The sequence below is a fragment of the Campylobacter sp. 2018MI01 genome (assembly GCF_018501205.1).
Lineage (GTDB): Bacteria > Campylobacterota > Campylobacteria > Campylobacterales > Campylobacteraceae > Campylobacter_E.
Genome location: NZ_JAHCZE010000009.1, coordinates 18,830 through 41,376, shown reverse-complemented (window position 1 = coordinate 41,376; position 22,547 = coordinate 18,830). Strand labels below are relative to the sequence as shown.

Sequence of the window (22,547 nt, the reverse complement as noted above, 5' to 3'; positions counted from 1 at the left end):
TTACTTTTTCTAAGAATATATTAATAGCTTTACAAGCTTGAGCTATTTCATCATTACCTTTATCATCTAGCTTTTTAGTTAAATCTCCATCTCCACTGCTAAGTTCGTTTGATTTAGCTGTTAGATTGTTTAGTGGGCGAGTGATTTGGAATTTTACGAAGATAATTGATAAGCTTACAATCGCAACTATTATAAGTGCAGTAGTAATTATAAAAGTAATCATATTATTATAGCTTTGTTCTTCTGTATCTTTTGATACTTTTTCTATTGAAGTTTTGCTAATTGTCTCCCAAGATAACCAAGTCATAAAATAAAGACCGCTTGCTTTATCTTTGCTAGTGTATGATAATTTTTCCATTACTTTATTTGTATTTGCGTCTTCATAAAAATATCTAACATAACCATCGTTATTATCAGCACTCTTAATCATTTCTTGGACGAATTTCATACCTTTAGCGTCGTTTTCGTTATATTTATTAGTATTAATCCAAGATGATGATGGATGGTAATATATATTTCCATCTTTATCAAATACGGTGTAATAACTATTTGCTCTACCAAATCTTACTTTTGATAAATATTCTTGTAATTCAGCCTTAAAATTATTTAAAGTGCCATCGTTTTTATGCTTTTCATAAATAGCACCAGAATACCTTAAAACGCTTTCTACTAGGGCTTTAACCTGTTGTTTTTTAGCGGTTAAGATTTCATCTTCTACCGTATGTTTTGTGTAATTTACAGAGTAGTTATCATAGTATTTATGAAGTGATACTAAAACTATAGAATTAATTAAAATTCCAATGAATGAAAACAATGCAATTTTGGTTGATAGTTTCATAGTTTTTCCTTGTTTGTTGATTTAGATTAAGATTTTGATTATAGGTAATATGAACTTAAAAATATATAAATTATTTGTTTATAATTTAAATTATAAAATTATTAAAAATATTTAAAATAAATTTAATTTTTTTTAATTTTGGATTTAGAAAACCTAAATCCAAAATATTATTTTTTTACTATTTCATTTAAGATATGTTCTTTATAATCTTTAAAATATTTTTCTACTTGAGGGTCTTTTACTACATCATAACAAGCAAAAGTTTTAAGTGCACTCATACCTAAAAACTCGTGAGTTTTATGAAGATTTAAGCTAACTCCATCAATGCCAACACCACCAAAAAATTGCTCTTTATCGGTAAATGCTTCTTTAGGTGCATTCCAAGTCCAAGATAGCATATATTTTTTATTTTGACTAAGCCCACCAGAGCCGTATTTTTTACTAGCATCACTTCTACTTCTTCCATCACTAGCACATAATTTACCAAAAGCAGCTCCAAAAACTTTTGAAAAATATTCCCATACTATCCAAGGTGCATTCATCCAAAATCCTGGAATTTGATAAATTATAATATCAGCTCTTACATATTTTTCTACTTCTTCTAATACATCATATCCATCATCAATTATGGTTTGTTCTACATTAAAACCATTTTCTACTAAAGTATCATACGCAACTTGTTGCAAACTTGCATTCAGTCTTGCACCTGCATTAGCAAAAGCCTTAGCACCATTAACTAATAAAACATTTTTCATAATTTCTCCTTGTTTAAAAATAAAATTGTATTATAATTTTTACTTTATTTTAAGTCAATACGAACAAAATTGTTAGATACTAACCAAAAGGAGAGTAATGAAAAGAAAAAATGATTATAACAAATGTGGAATTTATTATACGCTAAACCTGATTTCAGGAAAATATAAAATGAGTATTTTGTATCTTTTATCAATCAATGAGATTATAAGATACAATGAACTTAAAAGAATGCTTGTTGGAATTTCTTTTAAGAGTTTAACAAAGGCATTAAAAGAATTAGAGCAAGATGATTTAATAATACGCACCGAATATCCGCAAATCCCACCTAAGGTTGAATATAGTCTAAGCAATAAAGGAAAATCATTAATACCAATTCTTAATATGATGTGTAAATGGGGAAGCAATAATAAGAGCTAAGTTAATTAGCTCTTATTGGGTTTAATTTAAACTTATCAGTTTTTATAGGTTTAATTTTGCGATTTATTTTTCTATTTAGACTAGGTTTTATAAAGGCTTTTCTAACATCATTTGTGATATTAGTGCCTAAGAAAAATTCTAAAATCTTAGCAAGTTCTCTTGCTTTTAGATTTAAAATATTTACTTTTATATCACAAGCGTTATTATAAAGTGGCATTCTTTTATCATAAAGCAATTTCGCCTTTTCATCAAATAATGGGCGTTTAGTATCGTTTTTAAGCCTTGTTGCGATTTTGTAAAAACTAAGGTCTAAAAACACTACAAAACCTAATTTTCTTAAATCTTGTAAATTAGCAAAACCACCGCCACAAGAGATGATTAAATCACTTTTTGTGGCTAATTCATCTCTTAATTCTTTTTCTAAATTCCTAAAATATTCTTCTCCATAACGCTCAAAAATCTCTTTAATCTCAAGCCCAGTTCTTTGTTTTATTATGCTATCAGTATCTACTACTTCTTTTTTAATAATCTTACTAAGCCTTCTTGCAGTTGTGCTTTTACCGCAGCCCATAAAACCGATTAAAACAATGTTTTTCATTTTTGCTTCATTAATTCAGCTATTAAAAATGCAAGTTCTAATGCTTGGTCTGCATTTAATCTAGGATCGCATTGGGTCTCATAGCGTCTTGCTAAATCGCTTTCGCTAACTCCTACGCTTCCGCCTAAACATTCGGTTACATTTTGTCCTGTCATTTCAAAATGAACCCCACCAGGAATTATATTATTAGCTCTTGCAATATGCCAGAAATTTTTAACTTCATCTAAAATATCATCAAATTTTCTAGTCTTATAGCCATTTACGCTTTGAGTATTGCCGTGCATTGGGTCTATGCTATAGATTATATTTCTTTGTTCTTTGCTTAATTCTTTAAAGATATTTTCAAGATTTTTAATCTTACTAGCACCCATTCTAATGATTATATTTAATCTTCCTGCTTCATCTTGTGGATTTAGCTTATCAGCTAAGGCTAATATATCACTAGCACTAGCACTAGGTCCTATTTTAACACCTATTGGATTTTTAACTCCGCTTAAAAAATGCACATGAGCATCATCAAGCCCACGAGTTCTCTCGCCAATCCATAGCATATGAGCCGAACAATCATAATAAGCTCCACTTAAGCTATCTATTCTAGTAAGTGCTTCTTCGTAAGGTAAAAGCAAGGCTTCGTGGCTTGTGTAGATTTTTGTTTCGTGCAATCTAGCATCATTTAAGCTAGTTATTCCACAAGCCTTAAAAAAATCAAGTGCTTCTGTTAATCTTTGAGTTAAAAGTGCATATTTATCATCAATATCAGCGCGTCTTACGAAACCTAAATTCCATTTATGCACTTGGGCTAAATCAGCAAGTCCACCTACACTAAATGCACGAAGTAAATTAAGCGTAGCAGAGCTTTGCATATAAGCTTTTAGCATTTTTTTAGCTTTTGGAACTCTTGCACTTTCGCAAAACTCACAATCATTTATAATATCTCCACGATAACTTGGTAAGCTTATACCATCTTTATTTTCAAAATCAGAGCTTCTAGGCTTTGCAAATTGTCCTGCCATACGAGCTATTTTTACTACTTTTTTTGACCCACCAAATTGCAAAACTAATGCCATTTGCAAAAATAATTTAAACATATCACGGATATTATTTGCACTAAAATCATTAAAGCTTTCAGCACAATCACCACCTTGCAATAAAAACGCATCTCCTTTACAAACTGCTGCTAATTCGTTTTTTAATTCATTTGCTTCCATAGCAAATATTAAAGGTGGATACGATTTTAATTCATTTACTACATTTTCTAATTCTTCCTTGTTTTCATAGTTTGGTTGCTGAAGAGCTTTATAATTTTTATATGAATCTAGCGACCAATTCATCGTTTCTCCTTTTTTTAATTTAGTAAATTATGATTATATGAGATAAGTTTTACATTTTAAGGAAAAATTTTTATGAATTATGGATTTTTTGTAGCTTTTGTTGTTTTTGTATTTTGGGGTTTAGTGCCTATTTTTTATAAACAACTTGATACATTAGATGCCTTTATAGTAATGTCGCATAGGATAGTTTGGTCGGTTATATTTTTAGCAATATTTTTAATAATTATAGGGCAAATTAAAAAAGCCTTACAAGAATTAAAATCTTTAAAAATGGCTTTTAATCTTTTTATTTGTGGTGCTTTAATTAGTGGAGATTGGGGGCTTTATATTTATATGATTCAAAAGAATTTGATTTTAGAAACTTCTTTAGGATATTTTTTAAGTCCATTATTTGGGATAATTTTTGCAAAAGTATTTTTAAAAGAAAATATGAGTAAATTAGGAATTATTAGTGTTAGTTTAGTGATTTTTGCGTGTTTATTTGAAGTAATTACTTTAGGAGCTTTACCTATATTATCAATTACTTTAGCGCTCTTAGTTAATTTTTATACGATTATTCGTAAAAAAGTTTATGTAAGTAGCGTTTATGGGTTTTTCTTAGAGACATTATTAATCACTCCTTTTGCTTTAATATTTTTATTTTCTATCCCAACGAATTTAGCTCATTTTGATATTGATTATTTAGGAGTATTACTTGCACTTAGTGGGCTTGTAACCTTGCTACCTATGTTAGGATACAATTATGCTACACAAAAATTAAGCTTAACATTACTTTCATATATGCAATATATTTGCCCGATAATTTCTTTTTTAGTTGCTATTTTTTTATACAATGAGCCAATAAATCAACATAAATTAATATCATTTATTATAATTTTTATAGCAGTAGCTTTAAGTGTTTATGATAATGTGTTTAAAAAAGGAAATAAACTATGAATGAAGTTGGAATTTATGTAATAGGTATAATTTTTATAGTATTGTTTTTCGTAACTATTTTAAAAAAGGTTTTTAAAGAGCTTGATAAACATGGAGATTTTGTAAGAAAAGAAGAAAAAAATACAGCTAATTTTACTCAAGAAGAAGTTTTAAGCCTAATTCATAATGAAAACGAAAAATGTGCATTATTGTGCGATAATTTAGAAGAAATATTTAATAAATACGCAAGTTTAATGCCTGAAAATGATAAAGAAAAAGCCTTAGCTTTAGTATCTGTTTTAAATACCATAAAGACTTTACCTAGCGATGAACTAAAAGATAAATTATTAAAACTTTTACCAGAATTTGAAGAGTGCGTTCAAAAATCTTTAGGAGATGAAAAAGCTAAAGAATTTTTTGATTTAGCAGCGTTAAAATATAATGAAATTTTTAAGGATTGAAATGAAAGAATTACTAATTAATAAGCTTTTTAAATTCTCAAATGAGCCTGTAAAATTTTTAGATTTAATAGAAGCAAATAGTCTTTATAATGAAGGAATGTTAATTGACCCAGCGAAATTACATTTTAAGTTTAATTATTTTAATACTTATTTTATATATTTTATATTGTGTTTAATCGTGCTTACTCCATTAACTATTGCTACTCATTTTTTATTTGAAAAAATTGACTTTCATTTTAGTTTAATTAGTGCTGTATTTGTAACTTCTGCTATTTTTATATGTTTTGATATTTTTAAGATTTATACAAGAAAAATAGCAAGTCTTAGACAAATAAAAGCAGCGTGGCAAATACATTTATCGCATTTTGAATATGAAAAATACAACGCAATTGTTGTTGAAATTTATAATAAAGCAAATGAACTTAGCATACCTAAGACTAAATTAGAGCAATATATTTTAGAAAATCTAGTAAAAAGGGGTTAGTATGAAATTGATTAGATTTATGAAAGATAATGTAGTTTATCATGGGAATTTAGGCGATAATAATAAGGTGGGTTATTTTAAAAATTATTCTTCTTATTTTGATAGATTAGAATTGATTGAAGATGCTTTTATGCTTAGCGAAGTTAAGTTATTATCTCCAATCAAATCTCCTTATCAAGATATTATATGCTTAGGGATAAATTATTTAGAACACGCAAAAGAAAGCTATAAATTTAAAGGAATTGAGTTTGATGGCAAAAGAGAAGAAGCTGTTTATTTTGCAAAAAGAGTAAATGAGTTTTCTAATCCATTTGATATTTTAGATATTAGTGGCGAAAAATTAGACTATGAATGCGAACTTGCATTTATACTTAGAAAAGACGCTTATAAATTAGATGATACAAGTGATTTTGATGATTATATTTTAGGATATACCATTTTAAATGATATTAGCGATAGGGCAATTCAAAACAAACATAAGCAATGGTATATGGGAAAAAGTTTAGCTAATTCTTGCCCGTTTGGTAGTTTTATAAATACAAGTCTTAGTATAAAAGAAGCAAGTAATTTAAAAATAGAATGTTTTGTAAATGATGAATTAAGACAAAGTTCTAATACTAATTTATTAATTTTTGATATTCCTTATATCTTAAAAGAATTATCAAATTACACCTGTTTAAAGGCTGGAACTATCATTAGCACAGGCACTCCAAGTGGTGTTGGAATGGGCTTTAATCCACCTAAATTTTTAAAAAGTGGCGATAAGATTGAATGTAGAATAGAGCATCTTGGCTCATTAATAAATTATATAAAGTAAGGACAATATGAACGCAGCATTATTAAGTAAAAAAATAAATACAAATTATAAAACTTCAGTATTTAATATCCATAAAGATTGGGAAAATCCTTATGCACCAAAAGGAATAGTCCCAAGAATTACTAAAGAACAAGCGCTTAATTTATTAAGAAATTCTGATTTAGCAACTTTAGGTCAGATTGCTTATGCAGTAAAAAACAAGCTTCATCCAAGCAAACTTACTACTTTTGTAGTAGATAGAAATATTAATTACACAAATATTTGTTTAGTTGATTGTAAATTCTGTGCTTTTTATCGCCACGCAAAGGATAGCGATAGTTATGTTTTAACATACGAGCAAATCGGACAAAAGATTGAAGAATTATTAGCAATTGGTGGCACTCAAATATTATTTCAAGGCGGAGTGCATCCAAAACTTGATATTACTTGGTATGAAGATTTATTAAGATATATAAGCACAAATTATCCTAGTATTACAATTCACGGCTTTAGTGCAGTTGAGATTGAATATATTGCAAAAATTAGCAAAATTAGCACTAAAGAAGTCTTAAAAAGAATGAGCGATTGTGGGCTATTTTCTATCCCTGGAGCAGGTGCAGAGATTTTAAGCGATAGAGTAAGAGATATGGTAGCACCTAGTAAATGCGATACTGCTACTTGGCTAAGAATTCATAAAGAAGCTCATGAATTAGGCTTACTTAGTAGCGCAACGATGATGTTTGGGCATGTTGAAAGCGATGAAGAAATAATTGAGCATTTAGACTATTTAAGAAATCTTCAAGATATAACAGGTGGCTTTAGAGCATTTATTTTATGGAGTTTTCAAGGTAAAAACACTAGATTAAAGGCTGAAAATCCACATTTAATGAATGCAAGTTCTAATAGATATTTAAGATTATTAGCAATTTCTAGAATATATTTAGATAATTTTGCAAACATTCAAAGCTCTTGGGTTACTCAAGGAAGTGCAGTAGGGCAACTCGCATTAAAATTTGGCGCAAATGACTTAGGCTCGACTATGATGGAAGAAAATGTTGTTGCAGCTGCAGGTGCAAAATATAGAATGAATGAACAGCAAATGATAGAATTAATCCGTGATTTAGGCGAAAATCCAGCTAAAAGAGATACAGCATATAATATTTTGGAATACTACAATGAATAATTTTGTGCATTTAAAAACCAATGATGATTTAGTATATATTAGTATTAGCTATCCTAATTACGGAAGGATTTTTTATAATGCTAATGCTATGGCAGCTGAGTTTTTTTACAATGAGAGTTTAGATGATGAGTTTTATATAAAATTAGAGCAAAGTGCAATTAATATTAGTGCTAGTGCTAATTATTTTGATTTTACATTTGATATAGTTTGTCTTAAAAAAGAGCTTGATAATTGCTTAAATGCTTTTAATAATATGCTTTTAAATACCGAAATTACTAATTTTGAATTAATCAAAAACAAAATAAAAAATTATTTTTTAATCCATATTCAAGATTACGATAATTTAGCAAAGATGAAATTATATGAGAATTATTTTAAAAATGATTTTAAGAATGATAAATTTGGCGATTTTGAAGCTTTAGATGAAAAAGAATTTAAAAACTATATTTTAAACCTTAAAAATCAAGCAAATAAGATAGTAATTAGTGCAAATTTAGATGATATTAGTAAGGTTAAAAAACTTTTAAACAATAAGCAAAGTTCTTATGAAAAATTAAAAATAAATGAGAGTTTTTATAAAGAAGAAAGCAAAGAAATATCACAAGCTTTTGTTAGGTTTATAAGCAGTGTAGAGATTAAAAGCATTTATGAAAGAGCTATTATAAGTCTTGCTATTTATGTTTTAGGCGGTGGATTTGGCTCAAGAATTACCGAAGAAATCAGAGTAAAAAGGGGCTTAGCTTATTCGGCTTTTGCGTTTTTAGTAGCGTTTAAGAAAAATTATCTTATTTCAGGCTATTTACAAACAAAAAATGAAAGCAAAAAAGAAGCTATAAAAATAGTTCAAGAAGAGTTTAAAAAATTAGTAGAATTTGGAATAAGTGAAGATGAGTTTAAAAAGGCTAAAGATTTTTTAGTAGGTAGTGAGATTTTAAAATACTCAACCACTCAAAATCGTCATAGCATTGCAAATAGCGAGTGTTTTAGTGATTTAAAACAAGGCGAATTAAGAGAAATTACAAAGATAATTAAAGATTTAGAGCTTAAAACTTGTAATGATTTTTTAAAAAATCAAAAAAGTATTACCGAGCTTAGTTTTTATGTAATAGGTAATAATGAATAAGGATTTAGAAAAATTATCTTGTAAAGATATAGTTGAATTAGCTCTTTTAATGCCTAAAAAATTTGATGATTTAAGATTAAATAATGAGCCTATATTAAATGAGCTAAATTGCACAAAAGTTATAATAAAATCTAAAAAACAACTACCTGGCAAAAGGCTTAGTATAATTGCGTATTCATATAATTGGGAGTGTGAATGCACTATTACTATATTTAATCTAAGACCTTTTCATAATGCACTTTTTGCTATAAATAAAGAGCTAATTATTTATGGGAAATTAGGCGATTTTGCAGGGCTTTTGCAATTTATTAATCCAAAAATCATTAAAGATAGTGGAGAAATCACTGCTAATTATTTGATAAAAGGTGTAAGTGATAAAGAGATTTGTAAGATAAAAAATAAATATTTAACTTATGAAGCTTTAAAAGAATTTAATTTATTAGATGAGCATATAAAATTGCTATTAATTATGAAAGAAAATAGCCAAGAAGCAATGAAATTGCTTAATTCAAAAGAATTAAACGAATGCTTAAAATTTGTTGAAATTTATCATCACATAAAAAGACTTAACGAAACTTATAAAAACGATACTTTATACAAAAAAATTAAAACTTTTGATATAAACAAATGGCTAAAATCTCTACCTTTTAAGCCGACAAGCGACCAGATAAATGCGATAAATGATATTAAAAATGACCTTGAAAGTATTCATCATAAAATTAGAATAGTAATGGGAGATGTTGGTTGTGGAAAAAGCTTAGTGATTTTTGCAGCAGCGCTTATGTGCTATCCTAAAAAAGTGGTTTTAATGGCACCAACAAGCGTTTTAGCCCAACAACTTTATAATGAAGCTAAAAGACTTTTGCCAGGGTTTTTAAAGATATTGCATTTTGTATCTAGCAAGACTAAATTAATGCAAGATGAATTAAAAGAAGCAAATTTTGTAATAGGCACTCACGCACTTTTGTGGGCTAGTTTAGATGATGCTACTTTAGTTATGGTTGATGAGCAACAACGATTTGGGGCTAAGCAAAGAATGAAGCTTAAAGATTTAGCTACAAATGATAAAGAAAATCCGCATTATATAGAGTTTTCAGCTACGCCAATACCAAGGACAACTGCATTAATTCATAGTGATATTTACAGCTATTCTTTTATAAAAGAACTACCATTTAAAAAAGAAATAGAAACAAAACTAATCACAATAGCAAATAGCAATGAATTATTTAATCACATAAAAAGCGAAAATAAACAAAATCATCAAGCAATAATAGTCTATCCTTTAATAGAAGAAAGTAAAAGCTCATCTTATAAACCACTTGAGAGTGTTATTAGCTTTTATGAGAAGAATTTTGATAAAGTTTATTACACTCACGGCAAGGATAAAGAAAAGGATAATATATTATTGCAATTTGCTGAAAATGGAAATGTATTACTAAGCACTACTATCGTAGAAGTTGGAATTTCACTGCCAAGATTAAGTATAATTGTAATCGTTGCACCAGAGCGATACGGCTTATCTACCCTTCATCAACTTCGTGGAAGAGTAGGAAGAAATGGGGTTAAGAGCTATTGTTATTTGCTTAGCAAGTTTGAATTTAGTGATAGATTGATTAAATTTGCTAATACCTTAGATGGATTTAAAATAGCCGAAATTGACTTAGAAAACCGAAAAAGCGGGGATTTAATAGATGGAGATGTTCAGCACGGAATTAGTTTTAAGTATTTTGATGAGGTTTTAGATAAGGATATTTTATATAAAGCTAAGGAATATTTAAATAAGCAAAATTAGCTTATTATTATTCCTTGATTATTGAAATTAAGCTCTAATACTTTCATATTAGGAAAATTATTTTCTAGTATGGTTTTTAGTTTGTTTGCATCATCTTTATAGCATAGATTAAAAAATGTTGAACCAGAACCACTTAAATTACTCATTAATGCACCATTTTTACGAGCCAATTCACGCACTTTAAATAATTCAGGAACAGCTTTCATTCTACGATTTTCGTGAAGTTTGTCAAAACTTGCAATCTTTAACATTTCATAATTTTTACTCATAAAAGCTGCAGTTGTAAGTGAGCTTCTACTTATATTAAAGCTAGTATCAGTAAGGCTTAAATGCTTAGGTAAAGCCGAACGACTAACATTTGTTGAGATTTGTTTATTTGGGATACAAACTACTGCTTTAACATCACTAGAAATATCAGTTTTTATATATTTTACATTATCCTTATCAACTACTGAACAAACAAATCCACCAAGTGCCGCAGGGCTAATATTATCAGGATGATTTTCGTATATTAAGGCGTTGTTTAATATGGTATCTTTATTAACTTCAAGTCCTGCTAGATAATAAGCACTAGCAATTGCTCCTACAATTATAGAGCTAGAACTACCCAATCCACGACTTAAAGGAATATTGTTTATGAAATTAAAGCTAAATAAGTCTTTTTTACCAGTTAGCTTTATGTAAGTTTCATTAAAAATGGTAATAAATAAATTATGTTTTTTAAGATAAGGATTATCTTCACCTTCACCCTTAATAGATATTTTAAAAAAATTATTTCTTTTAATTATTGTTTCATTATAAAAGTCTAAAGCAAGTCCTAAACAATCAAATCCAGCACCTAAATTCGCACTAGTAGCAGGTGATTTTAAACATATTTCGTTTCTCATTTATATTCCTAAATAGCAGGTAAAAAATAATTTGGCAAATTACTTTCTAAGAATTTGAAATTATACTCATTTGGTATAAAAAACTCATCTTTAAAATTATCATTTTTAATTAATTTGATTTTATCATCAGCAAGGGTAAAATATAAGTTGTTATTAGCTTTTATTAAGTTATTCTTTGTAAATGTAAAACCACTAATTGCTTTTAATGGTATGTTTTTAACAAGGGCAATTGTGCTTAAAAATACATAAACAATTTTTAAAGACATATATGAGCCTGGTCCATTAGCATAGGCTAATTCGCTAAAATTATATTTATTTAATAGCTCTTGCATAATTTTTGGCAAATCTTCACTGGTTTTATTTATGATTTTGATTTCTTCTTTTAACAAATTATTATCATCATATATTCCAATGAGATTTGCCATAGGCACTACTAAAAGTTTAATGTGAATGCCTTTAATAAATCTTTGTTTGTATCATCACTAAGAGTTACTAATTCATAAGAATTTGGATTGTTTAGCAATTCAAGAGTTAGTTTATGATTTAAATCATGGCTACTTGCGTAAGCTTTATAGTTAGCAAAAGTTGCTTTACCTAACATATATAAATCACCAATCGCATCAAGGATTTTATGTCTTACAAATTCATTGCTAAATCTTAATCCTTCAGGATTTAATATGCCATTATCATCTAAAACAACAGCGTTTTCTAAACTACCACCTAATGCTAATCCTTTTGATTTTAAATACTCAACATCTTTTAAAAACCCAAAAGTCCTAGCACTTGCAATTTCATTTATGAAATTTTGTTTATTAGCCTTGTAAATATAGTTTTGAGTATTAATTGATGGGTGCTTAAAGTTTATAGTAAAATCATAAGTAGGAGCATTTGTAGGACTAAGACTTGCAAATTTATCTCCTTCTTGAACTTTTATTTCTTTTTTAACAACAAATATTTGTTTTTTAGCGTCAAGTTGTTTAATACCTGCTTCATCAAGCATAGCACAAAAACCAGCTGCTGAACCATCTAAAACAGGTGCTTCATTTGCATCAATACTTATTAATAAATTATCAATTCCATAAGAGCTAACAGCACTCATTAAATGCTCAATTGTAGATATATAACCATCTTTATCTCCAATTACCGTAGCCATTTGAGTGTTGATTACGCTTTTATAATTTGCTTCGTAAAATTTATTAATATCTGTTCTATGAAATACCACTCCACTATTAGCACCTAGTGGGCTAAATTTTATCTTAATAGCACTACCTTTATGTAGTCCAATTCCAACATTTGTTACTTCTTTAGCTATTGTAGTTTGTAACATTTTTTTCCCTTATTTTTTGTTTATAACTTCTTTTGCTTTTTTGATAATTCCAAATATATTATCATTAAGCCACTTAGTATCCATCCACTCTTCTGGTCTTACCTCAACACCTTGAACCAAAACACCAAAATGTAAATGATCCCCTAATGCTAAACCACTTGTTCCTGTATTAGCTATAGTGCTTTTAGCATTAACTATATCGCCAATTTCTACATTTTTTTTAGTGCAGTGTCCATATAAAGTATAAAGACCTAAACCATGATCAATTATTAAATTCAATCCATAAATTCCATTATCTTGTGCGAAAACTATTTTACCATCATTTCCTAACACAATAGGTGCCATTTTTGTACTTGCTAAATCAAGTCCCATATGATAGCTTTCACTAATTTGATTTCCATTATATTTGTAATATCTATGGTCGCCAAAATCTGCAACTTTCATACCATTTTTTAGTGGTAAAAACGCATTTAGCTTAAAATCAGTTACTAATTCATTGCTTACTACTTGTGTAACTTTATGAATTAATTTTTCATTTTCTTGTCTTAATTTTGCATTCACAAAGTCAAATATTAAAGCTCTATCGCTTAAAGAATTATCAGAATTTGCTTCATACAAATCTCTAATTTTACCATCAATGAAAGCATCTCCTACTTCAATATGTGAAACTCTATATTTTTTATTTGAGTAATAATATGGAATTCTTTCTTTAATGATATTATTCGCTTTATCTTTTGCAACAATTCTAGCTTCAAATTCATCTCCATCTCTTAAGTCCCAAGCAATTAAAGCTATGTAATAATCATCTTTCATAAAAGGAGCTACTTTGAAAATTCTATTATTAACTTCTATATATAAATCAGTTAGATTATCATCTTGTGCGTAAAATACAACGCTAGCAGCACCGCCTTGAGTTATATTATATGAATTAGCTATTACGCTTACTTGAGGTTTTTTATTATCTACTATAACATTAATTATTTTTTCGCTTACATTTCCACCAAACCAATTCCACAAACTTTTATCATTAGCTTTAATATATATTGTGTATTTATCTAATTTTTCATTAAATTTTGGTTTTGGAAGGTCTAATTCAACATTAAATTCTTTGCCATTTAAAGTTTTATTTATTAATATATTTTTTGTTTCTTCGTTATCTTTACTAAATTCAACTTTTAAATTTTTTAGTCCTAAATTATCTTCAACTTTTAAATTTATTTTATCTCTAGCATTCCAATAAATTGTATCTTCTTGGTTGTTGTCTAAAGAAATATTAGGAGCAATTCTTTCAAAAGTATTTGAAAAAGCAATAAAACTTGCCAATACAACAACTATAATTATTGAAAAAAATATTGTTATTTTTGTTTTTTTATTTCTATTTCTCATTTTAACTCCTTATATTTTACTTATTTTTTCTTTATATGAATTAAGAGCATTTTGCTTTATCATATTTTGTAATTTTTGTTTGTTTTCTTCAAAATAATTTTCAAAATTCTCTTCAGTTTGATTAGGTGCATCAAGCCAAATATTTGTATTTCCTATTATTAATTTGTATCTTGAATTTTCATAATCAATAACTATGAATTTGTTATCTTTATCAAGTTGTTTTTCACAAATTACTACGGCTTGATTTTCATTAATATTTAAAAAACTAGCAACTTTTTGCTTAGAATTTAAATTAGATATTTTTCCTTTTTTTGCAAGTTGTCTTTTTACAAATATTAATACTAAAACTAATATTGCTAAAACACCTATCATTGAATACAATTTACTATCTATATTATTATCTTCTGCATATTTTATTTCATTATTTTGCACTTGGTTTGTGGTTTTTGGCATAACTCTAATTCTAAGCCCAAAACCATCATCTTTTGTAAGTGCAGGAATGACATTTATTTTTTCTTTTGTTTTAAATTCTAAAACCGTGCTTTCGCCTAATGGATACATTAATAATTGTTCTGCGTAAGGCATATTTAATATTTGAGAATTTCTTTCAGAAATTTTAACATTATTTAATACTACGCCTACATAATCGCTTCCACTTAATATTCTAATATCTCCATCTTTTGCGTTATATGGAGAATCAAAGCTTAGCATAACATCAATCCTATCATCTCTTTTATAAATATTATAATTTATGATATTGTTCGCAAAAAGATTTAAACTAATTAGTAGTAAGATTATTTTTTTCATCACAACTCTTTTTTAAAATATTGAATAACGGTTTTTGAGCTTAGTATTTCATTAATACGAATTGCTAAATTTCTTTCATAAACCATTACTTCGCCTTTACCAAAAATTCTATTATTTACATAAAGTTCTACACTCTCACCTGCTGGTTTTTCTAAATCAATAACAGAGCCAATTCCAAGTTCTAAAAATTCTCTAACGCTAAGTTGTGTAGTTCCTAACTCACTTATAAAATCTACGCTAACATCTAGCAATTCTTCATAAGTTGCATTTAGAATTCTAGTAGGTTGCTCTTGTGTTTGCATTATTTTTTCTTCTCTACTATACCAACGCAAAAGGTATTATTTTCTAATTTATAAAAAAACTCGTGAGTAAAGCCTAATTTAAAATCACTTACCCTTCCTAAATATTCAGGCACACTAATTGAATAATCATCATAAGCATCAGCTAATAATCTTTTTGCATAGCCTATGATTTGATTTGCTACTTCTTTGCATAAATCACAATAATCATCTTCACTCATCTTATCATCATCGCCTAATAATCTTGAAGCAAGAGCTTGTAAGCTTTCTTTTTTAAATATTAAATAACAAAATAATTCTTTTACATTATCTCCTAAACAAATACTAGCACCATAATATTCAGCTTCATCTAAAGAATTTGTGGTTTCTAATTTACTTCTTAAAATATGTTTAAAAAAATGTTTAACTGAATAATCAATTGTATCAAGCATTAATCTTTCCTTAAATAAGTTTTAATTATTATAAGAAAGAAAAGTGTAAGCTAAGTTAATTAAGATTACGCCTTAGGAGTTTTTTATGATAGAAGAATATACATTACTTACTTATATTATTTTTATTTTAGATGGGCTTTTAGTTGGTTTTACTGCAGGACTTTTTGCAATAGGTGGCGGAACTGCTGTTGTGCCTATTATGACAACTTTTGTTGGGTATTCGCCTAAGATTGCTGTTGGAATTAGCGTTATGCAAATGGTTTTTTCATCTTTTTATAATTCGTATTTAAATTATAAAAAAGGCACATTGCAAGTAAAAAATGCTTTATATCCTGCTTTAGGTGGTTTAGTTGGTGGTTTTAGCGTTGGTTTTATTATGAAATTTGCAAGCAATTTAATGATTGCTTATATTATTTGTTTTTTAATTATTTGGGCTATTGTTAAACTTTATTTTACTCCTGCAAATCCAGTTGAACCTGAAAAGAATTCAAAATTATTACAATTTTTCGTAGGTTTAATAATAGGTGCAATTGCTACAAGTGGTGGGATAGGTGGCGGAGCATTACTCACGCCTGCTTTAGTTGCAATTTGTAATTTTAATATCAAAAAAGCTGCTTCATTTAGTGGTCTTTTTGTAGCTTTTGCTGGAAGTGCTGCTTTTATTTCTATGGCAATTACAAATCATGTTGATTATACTGCTGGTGCAATAATTGCTATTTCAAGTTTGCCTGGAGTTTGGGTTGGTAATTGGCTGTTTCATAAAATTAGCAATAATACGCAAAAAAAACTTTTCATAGGATTTTTATTGTTTGTATTGACCTTATCAATAATAGAAGTTCTAAAACAACACGGAGTATTTAATGAATAATGAAATTCAAGTTATAAACGCAAGTGAAAATAACTTAAAAAATATAAGCCTAACACTACCTAAAAATAAATTAATAGTTTTTACAGGGCTTAGTGGTAGTGGAAAATCTACTTTAGCTTTTGATACGCTTTATGCAGAAGGACAACGCCGTTATATAGAAAGCCTTAGTGCTTATGCTAGGCAATTTTTAGATAAATTTAGAAAACCAAATGTAGAAAAAATAGAAGGCTTAACCCCTGCTATTGCAATTGATCAAAAATCAACTAGCAAAAACCCACGCTCAACCGTTGGAACAATTACTGAAATATATGATTATTTAAGACTTTTGTATTCAAAAATTGGAGTTCAGCATTGTCATAAATGTGGAGAAAAAATCAATAAAATGGATACAGAAGATATAATAAACGAAATGGCAAAATTTAGCGAAAAGGCAATGATTTTAGCTCCTTTAGTTAAAGAAAAAAAAGGCACATTCGCACCACTTCTTGAAAGCCTAAAAGCTCAAGGTTTTATAAATATTTTAATAAACGGCACACTAACACGACTAGATGAGCCAATAGAATTAGCTAAAACTAAAAAGCATACTATTAAATTAGTAGTTGATAGGCTAAGAATTAGTGATGATAATAAAAGTCGTTTAGCTCAAGCTGTTGAAAAAGCTTTAAGTTTAAGTTATGGTGAGTGTGAGTTAGAATTATTAGAAAGTAATAAAAATATTCATTATTCGCTTCATAATGCTTGTTTTAAATGTAAAATTTCATTTAATAAACTTGAGCCTTTAAGCTTTTCATTTAATAGTCCTAAAGGAGCTTGTTCTTTATGTGATGGTTTAGGCATTAGAATGAGTATTGACCAAGAAAAAATCATAAATTATGAAAGAAGCATAGAAGATGGTGCAGTTCGCACTATGATGGGCTTTAATAAAAGTTATTATTCAAAGTTACTTTTAGCATTTTGTGAAGCAGAAAAAATCCCTACAAATAAGCCTTATGAAGAATTAAGTGAATATCAAAAAAAGCTTATTTTATACGGAAGTGCTACGGAATTTAGCTTTTTATGGAATAAACATAATATCAAAAAAACTTTTGATGGAGCTATTAAGATAAGTTATGAAATCTTAAAAGATGATAAAGATTTTAACGAATACATAACAGAAAAAACCTGTCCATCTTGTAAAGGCTTTAGGTTAAACGAACAAAGCTTAGCTGTGTTAGTAAATGGCAAAAGCATAGCAGAAGTTATTAGCACACCTATTGAAGAGATTTGCGAATTTTTTAAAATAGAGAATTTTAATAATTTAAATAAGCAAGATTATGAAATATCTTATCCTATTATTAAAGAAATTAATGAAAGATTATTTTTCTTAAATGATGTTGGCTTGGGGTATTTAACACTAGGTAGAGATGCAAGGACAATTAGTGGTGGAGAAGCTCAAAGAATTAGGATTGCTTCTCAAATTGGAAGTGGATTAAGCGGGGTTTTATATGTATTAGATGAGCCTAGCATAGGTCTTCACGAAAGAGATACGCAAAAACTAATAAATACTCTAAAAAGCTTGCAAGCTAAAGGAAATACCCTAATAGTAGTAGAGCACGATAGAAAGACAATTGAGAGTGCTGATGTAATCGTTGAGATTGGACCTAGGGCTGGAACTAGTGGTGGGGAGATTATCTTTAATGGCACTTATAAAGAATTGCTTAAAAGCAAATGCGAAACTGCATTGTATATAAATCGTAAAAAAGACATAGACCTTTATAAGGCTAGAAAGAGTGATGAATATTTAGAATTAAGCGGAATTAATCAAAACAATATAAAGGATTTAAGTGTGAAATTCCCACTTAGGAATTTAGTTTGTGTAACAGGAGTAAGTGGTAGTGGTAAAAGCTCATTAATGCTGCATTCACTTCTACCAATTGCAAGAGCAAATCTAAATAGAGCAAAAGCAGTAATTAATGATATTACATATAAAGGTCTTGATAAATTAGACAAAGTAATTTTCCTAGATCAAAGTCCAATAGGAAAAACTCCAAGAAGCAATCCAGCAACATATACAGGGCTTATGGATGAGATTAGGAATTTATTTGCTAATGTTCCTGAAGCACAGATTAGAGGATATAAAATCGGTCGCTTTAGCTTCAATGTTGCAGGTGGAAGGTGTGAAAAATGTAGCGGAGAAGGTGAGCTTAAAATCTCTATGCACTTTTTACCTGATGTAAATATTACTTGTGATGCTTGTGGGGGTAAAAGATACAACCATCAAACACTAGAGATTAAATATAAAGACAAAAATATAGCTGATGTTTTAGAAATGAGTGTAGCAGAAGCTTATGAGTTTTTTGCAAAACACCCTAAGATTAAGCAAAAATTAAAGACCTTAATGGATGTAGGGCTTGATTATATAACCTTAGGTCAAAACGCTACAACCTTAAGTGGTGGGGAAGCTCAAAGGATAAAAATCTCTAAAGAATTAAGTAGAAGTGATACAGGAAATACACTTTATTTACTTGATGAACCAACTACTGGGCTTCATTTTGCAGATACGCAAAAATTAGTAAAAGTGTTGCAGCATTTAGTAGATGCTGGAAATAGTGTTTTTGTAATTGAGCATAATTTGGATTTAATCAAAAACGCTGATTATATTATAGATATGGGTCCTGAAGGCGGTTTTAGAGGTGGTAAGATAATTGCGACAGGTAATCCATTAGAACTTGCTAAAAAATACGCTGATAAAAGCTATACAGCGAAGTTTTTGGCACAAGAATTTAAAGAAATGAAAAAGGAGTTAAAATGATAGAAGAGATTAAAAAACTCTCAAGCGAGTTTATAGAGATTAGAAAATGTATTCACGAAAATCCTGAACTAGGATTAAAAGAATTTAAAACAGCAAAGTTAGTTGCGAACAAATTAAGAGAATTTGGCATAGAAGTTTATGAAAATATAGGCGTAACAGGAGTTGTTGGGGTTTTAAAGAAAGGTAATTCAAATAAAAGCATAGCTTTAAGAGCTGATATGGATGCACTTGTAATAAACGAAGCTAGTGGAGTAAGCTATGCTTCTAAGAACGAAGGTTTAATGCACGCTTGTGGGCATGATGGACATACGGCGAGTTTATTATTAGCGGCTAAATATTTAAGTAAGAGTGAATTTGATGGCACTATTAATTTTGTCTTTCAACCTGCTGAAGAAGGTAGAGGCGGTGCTAAAGCTATGATTGATGATAATTTATTTACTAGATTTAAGAGTGATTTTATATTTGGTTATCACAATATCCCAAGTAAAACTAATAAATTATTTTGTCTTAAGCGTGGGGCTATGATGGCAGGAGCTGACGCACTTAGGGTAAATATTAGTGGAGTTGGTGGGCATGGTAGTGCTCCTGAAAAAGCTAGTGATGTAATGGGTGCGATGGCTCATTTTATAACCCAAGCGGGATTTATAACTGCTAGAAATATAGCGGCTAAAAATCAAGCTGTTATAACATTTGGAGCAGCTCTAAGTGGAAATGAAACTAGCTTTAATATCTTACAAGATAAGGCATTATTACTTGCTAATATTAGAACCTTTAATAATAATGATAGAAATACGATAATAGAGCAATTAAACAATATTGCTAAATCTTGCGAGTTACTTTTTAAGGTAAAAGTTGAGCTTGAATTTATTCAAATAGGAGCAGCTACAATTAATGATGATGAAGCGCAAAAATTAGCTTTTGGTGTAGCTTGTGAATTATTTGGAGAGCAAAATTGTGATGAATTTCACGAGCCATTAATGGGTAGCGAAGATTTTTCTTTTATGCTAGAGCATTGCAAAGGTGCTTATGCCTTTATTTTAAATAAGAATGACTATTATCTACACGACCCTAGATATATTTATGATGATGATACTTTAGTTAATGCCGCTGCATTTTATTCAGGAGTATGTTTAAAATACTTAAAATAATTTCATTTAGGAATTTTAATTTATAAAATTCCTAAATTTTTTTTAAAAAAATCACATATGGACATAATCAGGACTACTTTTATGCTATAACTTCATAAAATATTTAAGGAGTTTGTATGAAAAAGTATTTTTCAAAGGATAAGGCTGAATTATTAAAACTTGTAAAAAATCATAAAATTGATTTAAAGCTAATCGACACAAGTGCCATTACAGATATGAGCTATCTTTTTAAAGACAGCAAAAGAGCTGATTTAGCTGATATAAATCACTGGGATTTTAGCAATGTTTTAAGCGTTCAAGGTATGTTTGAAAACGCCATCTTGACAAATGAAATTTGCCTAAATACTAGCAAATGCAAGGATTTTTCTTATATTTTCAATCAAACAAATCTAGCTCTAGATGGCATGGGTAAAATCACCACTAAAATCAGCCTTGATATGAAAAGTTGTGAGGAGTTTAGGTTTTTTATGGTTGGGGTGGATATGGATTATGATAATTTAGAGCTTAAAAACCTAAATCTCAAAAAGCTTAGCGAAAGCCCATTTTTTGATATCTATCGCCATAGCCATAAATCATACAAAGATTTTTTATTTCGCCACGCAAACATTAGAAAAAACGGCGAAAAATATCAGCCTAAAAACAGATTTGAGCTAAAACTTTTGGTGTTTTGCATAGATGATTTAAGCCTTATTGATACTTCTAGGATAATTAATTTGAGTTTTGTTTTTGATGGTAGCACTAGGAGTGATTTTAGTGGCTTAAAATCTTGGGAGTTAAGACAAGTTAGAGATACCTCATATATGTTTAATAACGCCATAAATCTAAAAAGCCTTCCTAAGCTAGTATTTAATAAGCTTCAAAGTGCTGAAGGTATGTTTCACGGGTGCAAAAACCTTGCAAGCCTTGATATGAATATCACAAAAAAGCCACATTGTTTTTCAAATTATCTAAGAAACACTAAAAGAATGTTTAAAAACTGCACTAATTTAAGGTATATAAATAAGCTTGATTTAAAAGGCGTTGAGAATGCTGATGAAATGTTTATGGGTTGTCTTAGTCTAAAACATCCTAGAGTTATATTTTCTAGCGATTTATATTCTTTAAGAGATATTCATACAAACTCAAGCGTGGTTTTTACTAAGCCTTTAATAAGGCTTAATGCAGAATGCAAGGTCACAAAAACTAGCTCTCGTAAGCTTATAGATGTGGTTTATGATAGGGGAATTTTTGATGTTTTTGAAGAGTTATGTGACACAAATGATAAGATTTATAGAGCTTGGGTGGTAAATCGTCGGGGCGCTAGAAGCTTTATAAGATTTGGTGAGGATTTGCTACCTAAAGATGAGCTTTATGACAAGGCAAAGAAGCTTTTACATAAAGGTGGCTTGATAGACGCAAGGTATCTAAGTCTTAAGCTTGACATTGATATAGCTAGAGCAAATACCATCCTTCATCATTTAGAGTATAAAAACTTTTTAGATATAAAAGCTAGAAAAATACTAAAAAAGGTAAAAAATCTTAGCCCAAGGGGTGATGGGATTTTGCATATCATAAGTGCTAATAAATACGATTTTGTTTGCAAGGGTGATAGTAGGGTGCTTGAAGAGATTTTTTATAATGATGAGTATTGCGATGAGTTTTATGAGCAAATTTGTAAATATAAGACTTTAAAGATTAGTGAGTATAAAAAGTTTTATAAGTTTGTCCCAAGAGATGTTAGGATAGTAAGGTTTTGTGGGAATTTTAGGGGTAGTGAATATAGGGAATTTTTAGGCTATTACGGGGGAGATAGCATCCCATCAAAATTAACTTTTGAGATTTATACAGATTCAAGAGCAAAAGGGTTTAAAATGATAGTTTTTAAGGAGATAAAATGATAGTTAATAAATTGTATTATAAAAACAAATTT

The 22,547-nt window shown here is 28.8% G+C and carries 23 protein-coding genes; 12 read left to right on the top strand and 11 right to left on the bottom strand.

Annotated elements, in window-relative coordinates; genetic code table 11:
• Both KJQ97_RS02975 and KJQ97_RS02970 read right to left on the bottom strand, forming a co-directional pair.
• On the bottom strand, positions 1-838 hold an 838-nt coding region (locus KJQ97_RS02975; protein WP_214119914.1), incomplete at its 3' end, for a cache domain-containing protein.
• A 167-nt stretch (positions 839-1,005) separates the two neighbouring features.
• A complete protein-coding gene (locus tag KJQ97_RS02970) occupies positions 1,006-1,593 on the bottom strand; it encodes an NAD(P)H-dependent oxidoreductase (RefSeq protein ID WP_214119913.1) in 588 nt (195 codons plus the stop codon).
• A gap of 97 nt (positions 1,594-1,690) precedes the next feature.
• Here KJQ97_RS02970 and KJQ97_RS02965 point away from each other — a divergent pair, with 97 nt between their 5' ends.
• Complete coding sequence (locus KJQ97_RS02965; protein WP_214119912.1) at positions 1,691-2,011, top strand: winged helix-turn-helix transcriptional regulator; 321 nt, start codon at positions 1,691-1,693, stop codon at positions 2,009-2,011.
• Position 2,012: 1 nt separating this feature from the next.
• Here KJQ97_RS02965 and KJQ97_RS02960 read toward each other — a convergent pair whose 3' ends face one another.
• The gene (locus tag KJQ97_RS02960; protein ID WP_214118152.1) at positions 2,013-2,609 is read right to left on the bottom strand and encodes a shikimate kinase; all 597 of its coding nucleotides are present in this window, start codon (positions 2,607-2,609) and stop codon (positions 2,013-2,015) included.
• Positions 2,606-3,940, bottom strand: coding sequence for a class II 3-deoxy-7-phosphoheptulonate synthase (locus tag KJQ97_RS02955; RefSeq protein ID WP_214119911.1), 1,335 nt, complete (start codon positions 3,938-3,940; stop codon positions 2,606-2,608). The genes KJQ97_RS02960 and KJQ97_RS02955 overlap by 4 nt, the downstream gene beginning before the upstream one ends.
• 72 nt (positions 3,941-4,012) lie before the next feature.
• On the opposite strand from KJQ97_RS02955, the gene rarD reads away from it, so the two are divergent.
• From rarD to recG, 7 genes are read left to right on the top strand one after another with little or no spacing between them, the layout of a single operon-like run.
• A complete protein-coding gene (gene rarD / locus KJQ97_RS02950) occupies positions 4,013-4,876 on the top strand; it encodes an EamA family transporter RarD (protein ID WP_214119910.1) in 864 nt (287 codons plus the stop codon).
• Complete coding sequence (locus KJQ97_RS02945; protein ID WP_214118147.1) at positions 4,873-5,316, top strand: hypothetical protein; 444 nt, start codon at positions 4,873-4,875, stop codon at positions 5,314-5,316. The genes rarD and KJQ97_RS02945 overlap by 4 nt, the downstream gene beginning before the upstream one ends.
• A gap of 1 nt (position 5,317) precedes the next feature.
• On the top strand, positions 5,318-5,800 hold the full coding sequence (locus KJQ97_RS02940; protein WP_214118144.1) for a hypothetical protein: 483 nt from the start codon (positions 5,318-5,320) through the stop codon (positions 5,798-5,800).
• A 1-nt stretch (position 5,801) separates the two neighbouring features.
• Positions 5,802-6,617, top strand: a complete 816-nt coding sequence (locus tag KJQ97_RS02935) for a fumarylacetoacetate hydrolase family protein (RefSeq protein WP_214119909.1) — start codon at positions 5,802-5,804, stop codon at positions 6,615-6,617.
• A 7-nt stretch (positions 6,618-6,624) separates the two neighbouring features.
• The gene (locus KJQ97_RS02930; protein WP_214119908.1) at positions 6,625-7,779 is read left to right on the top strand and encodes a dehypoxanthine futalosine cyclase; all 1,155 of its coding nucleotides are present in this window, start codon (positions 6,625-6,627) and stop codon (positions 7,777-7,779) included.
• Positions 7,772-8,902 carry a M16 family metallopeptidase gene (locus tag KJQ97_RS02925; protein WP_214119907.1) on the top strand — a complete coding sequence of 377 codons (1,131 nt, stop codon included), beginning with the start codon at positions 7,772-7,774 and terminating at the stop codon, positions 8,900-8,902. The genes KJQ97_RS02930 and KJQ97_RS02925 overlap by 8 nt, the downstream gene beginning before the upstream one ends.
• A complete protein-coding gene (gene recG / locus KJQ97_RS02920; protein WP_214119906.1) occupies positions 8,895-10,694 on the top strand; it encodes an ATP-dependent DNA helicase RecG in 1,800 nt (599 codons plus the stop codon). Before KJQ97_RS02925 ends, recG begins: the two co-directional genes overlap by 8 nt.
• Here the strand turns inward: recG and thrB are convergent.
• From thrB to KJQ97_RS02885, 7 genes are read right to left on the bottom strand one after another with little or no spacing between them, the layout of a single operon-like run.
• On the bottom strand, positions 10,691-11,581 hold the full coding sequence (gene thrB, locus KJQ97_RS02915) for a homoserine kinase (RefSeq protein ID WP_250325848.1): 891 nt from the start codon (positions 11,579-11,581) through the stop codon (positions 10,691-10,693). The genes recG and thrB overlap by 4 nt on opposite strands.
• Positions 11,582-11,589: 8 nt before the next feature.
• Positions 11,590-12,006, bottom strand: a complete 417-nt coding sequence (locus tag KJQ97_RS02910; RefSeq protein ID WP_214119905.1) for a tRNA threonylcarbamoyladenosine biosynthesis protein TsaB — start codon at positions 12,004-12,006, stop codon at positions 11,590-11,592.
• An 8-nt stretch (positions 12,007-12,014) separates the two neighbouring features.
• Entirely contained in the window at positions 12,015-12,908 is an 894-nt protein-coding gene (lpxC, locus tag KJQ97_RS02905; protein ID WP_214119904.1) for a UDP-3-O-acyl-N-acetylglucosamine deacetylase, read from the bottom strand.
• 9 nt (positions 12,909-12,917) lie between these two features.
• The gene (locus KJQ97_RS02900) at positions 12,918-14,294 is read right to left on the bottom strand and encodes a M23 family metallopeptidase (protein WP_214118130.1); all 1,377 of its coding nucleotides are present in this window, start codon (positions 14,292-14,294) and stop codon (positions 12,918-12,920) included.
• A gap of 9 nt (positions 14,295-14,303) precedes the next feature.
• Positions 14,304-15,101: a hypothetical protein gene (locus tag KJQ97_RS02895; protein ID WP_214119903.1), complete on the bottom strand. Its 798-nt coding sequence runs from the start codon at positions 15,099-15,101 to the stop codon at positions 14,304-14,306.
• On the bottom strand, positions 15,101-15,403 hold the full coding sequence (gene fliN / locus KJQ97_RS02890; protein ID WP_214118125.1) for a flagellar motor switch protein FliN: 303 nt from the start codon (positions 15,401-15,403) through the stop codon (positions 15,101-15,103). The genes KJQ97_RS02895 and fliN overlap by 1 nt, the downstream gene beginning before the upstream one ends.
• The gene (locus KJQ97_RS02885) at positions 15,403-15,831 is read right to left on the bottom strand and encodes a chemotaxis protein CheX (RefSeq protein WP_214118123.1); all 429 of its coding nucleotides are present in this window, start codon (positions 15,829-15,831) and stop codon (positions 15,403-15,405) included. The genes fliN and KJQ97_RS02885 overlap by 1 nt, the downstream gene beginning before the upstream one ends.
• A gap of 85 nt (positions 15,832-15,916) precedes the next feature.
• On the opposite strand from KJQ97_RS02885, the gene KJQ97_RS02880 reads away from it, so the two are divergent.
• The 4 genes from KJQ97_RS02880 (at position 15,917) to KJQ97_RS02865 (ending at position 22,515) form a co-directional block, all read left to right on the top strand.
• On the top strand, positions 15,917-16,699 hold the full coding sequence (locus KJQ97_RS02880; RefSeq protein ID WP_214119902.1) for a sulfite exporter TauE/SafE family protein: 783 nt from the start codon (positions 15,917-15,919) through the stop codon (positions 16,697-16,699).
• Positions 16,692-19,490 (top strand): excinuclease ABC subunit UvrA, encoded by a 2,799-nt coding sequence (gene uvrA, locus KJQ97_RS02875; protein ID WP_214119901.1) that lies wholly within the window; start codon positions 16,692-16,694, stop codon positions 19,488-19,490. The genes KJQ97_RS02880 and uvrA overlap by 8 nt, the downstream gene beginning before the upstream one ends.
• A complete protein-coding gene (locus tag KJQ97_RS02870) occupies positions 19,487-20,638 on the top strand; it encodes a M20 metallopeptidase family protein (RefSeq protein WP_214119900.1) in 1,152 nt (383 codons plus the stop codon). Before uvrA ends, KJQ97_RS02870 begins: the two co-directional genes overlap by 4 nt.
• A gap of 116 nt (positions 20,639-20,754) precedes the next feature.
• Complete coding sequence (locus KJQ97_RS02865) at positions 20,755-22,515, top strand: BspA family leucine-rich repeat surface protein (RefSeq protein WP_214119899.1); 1,761 nt, start codon at positions 20,755-20,757, stop codon at positions 22,513-22,515.
• Positions 22,516-22,547: the final 32 nt, after the last annotated feature.

Bases quoted from the DNA above. Each gene is read 5' to 3' on its own strand.
- KJQ97_RS02870 (WP_214119900.1), top strand. From the start codon at position 19,487: ATGATAGAAGAGATTAAAAAACTCTCAAGCGAGTTTATAGAGATTAGA.
- KJQ97_RS02935 (WP_214119909.1), top strand. From the start codon at position 5,802: ATGAAATTGATTAGATTTATGAAAGATAATGTAGTTTATCATGGGAAT.
- KJQ97_RS02900 (WP_214118130.1), bottom strand. From the start codon at position 14,294: ATGAGAAATAGAAATAAAAAAACAAAAATAACAATATTTTTTTCAATA.
- KJQ97_RS02910 (WP_214119905.1), bottom strand. From the start codon at position 12,006: ATGGCAAATCTCATTGGAATATATGATGATAATAATTTGTTAAAAGAA.
- uvrA (WP_214119901.1), top strand. From the start codon at position 16,692: ATGAATAATGAAATTCAAGTTATAAACGCAAGTGAAAATAACTTAAAA.
- KJQ97_RS02925 (WP_214119907.1), top strand. From the start codon at position 7,772: ATGAATAATTTTGTGCATTTAAAAACCAATGATGATTTAGTATATATT.
- KJQ97_RS02955 (WP_214119911.1), bottom strand. From the start codon at position 3,940: ATGAATTGGTCGCTAGATTCATATAAAAATTATAAAGCTCTTCAGCAA.
- KJQ97_RS02895 (WP_214119903.1), bottom strand. From the start codon at position 15,101: ATGAAAAAAATAATCTTACTACTAATTAGTTTAAATCTTTTTGCGAAC.
- KJQ97_RS02930 (WP_214119908.1), top strand. From the start codon at position 6,625: ATGAACGCAGCATTATTAAGTAAAAAAATAAATACAAATTATAAAACT.
- KJQ97_RS02880 (WP_214119902.1), top strand. From the start codon at position 15,917: ATGATAGAAGAATATACATTACTTACTTATATTATTTTTATTTTAGAT.
- fliN (WP_214118125.1), bottom strand. From the start codon at position 15,403: ATGCAAACACAAGAGCAACCTACTAGAATTCTAAATGCAACTTATGAA.
- recG (WP_214119906.1), top strand. From the start codon at position 8,895: ATGAATAAGGATTTAGAAAAATTATCTTGTAAAGATATAGTTGAATTA.
- KJQ97_RS02960 (WP_214118152.1), bottom strand. From the start codon at position 2,609: ATGAAAAACATTGTTTTAATCGGTTTTATGGGCTGCGGTAAAAGCACA.
- rarD (WP_214119910.1), top strand. From the start codon at position 4,013: ATGAATTATGGATTTTTTGTAGCTTTTGTTGTTTTTGTATTTTGGGGT.
- KJQ97_RS02885 (WP_214118123.1), bottom strand. From the start codon at position 15,831: ATGCTTGATACAATTGATTATTCAGTTAAACATTTTTTTAAACATATT.
- KJQ97_RS02970 (WP_214119913.1), bottom strand. From the start codon at position 1,593: ATGAAAAATGTTTTATTAGTTAATGGTGCTAAGGCTTTTGCTAATGCA.
- thrB (WP_250325848.1), bottom strand. From the start codon at position 11,581: ATGAGAAACGAAATATGTTTAAAATCACCTGCTACTAGTGCGAATTTA.
- KJQ97_RS02945 (WP_214118147.1), top strand. From the start codon at position 4,873: ATGAATGAAGTTGGAATTTATGTAATAGGTATAATTTTTATAGTATTG.
- KJQ97_RS02940 (WP_214118144.1), top strand. From the start codon at position 5,318: ATGAAAGAATTACTAATTAATAAGCTTTTTAAATTCTCAAATGAGCCT.
- KJQ97_RS02865 (WP_214119899.1), top strand. From the start codon at position 20,755: ATGAAAAAGTATTTTTCAAAGGATAAGGCTGAATTATTAAAACTTGTA.
- KJQ97_RS02965 (WP_214119912.1), top strand. From the start codon at position 1,691: ATGAAAAGAAAAAATGATTATAACAAATGTGGAATTTATTATACGCTA.
- lpxC (WP_214119904.1), bottom strand. From the start codon at position 12,908: ATGTTACAAACTACAATAGCTAAAGAAGTAACAAATGTTGGAATTGGA.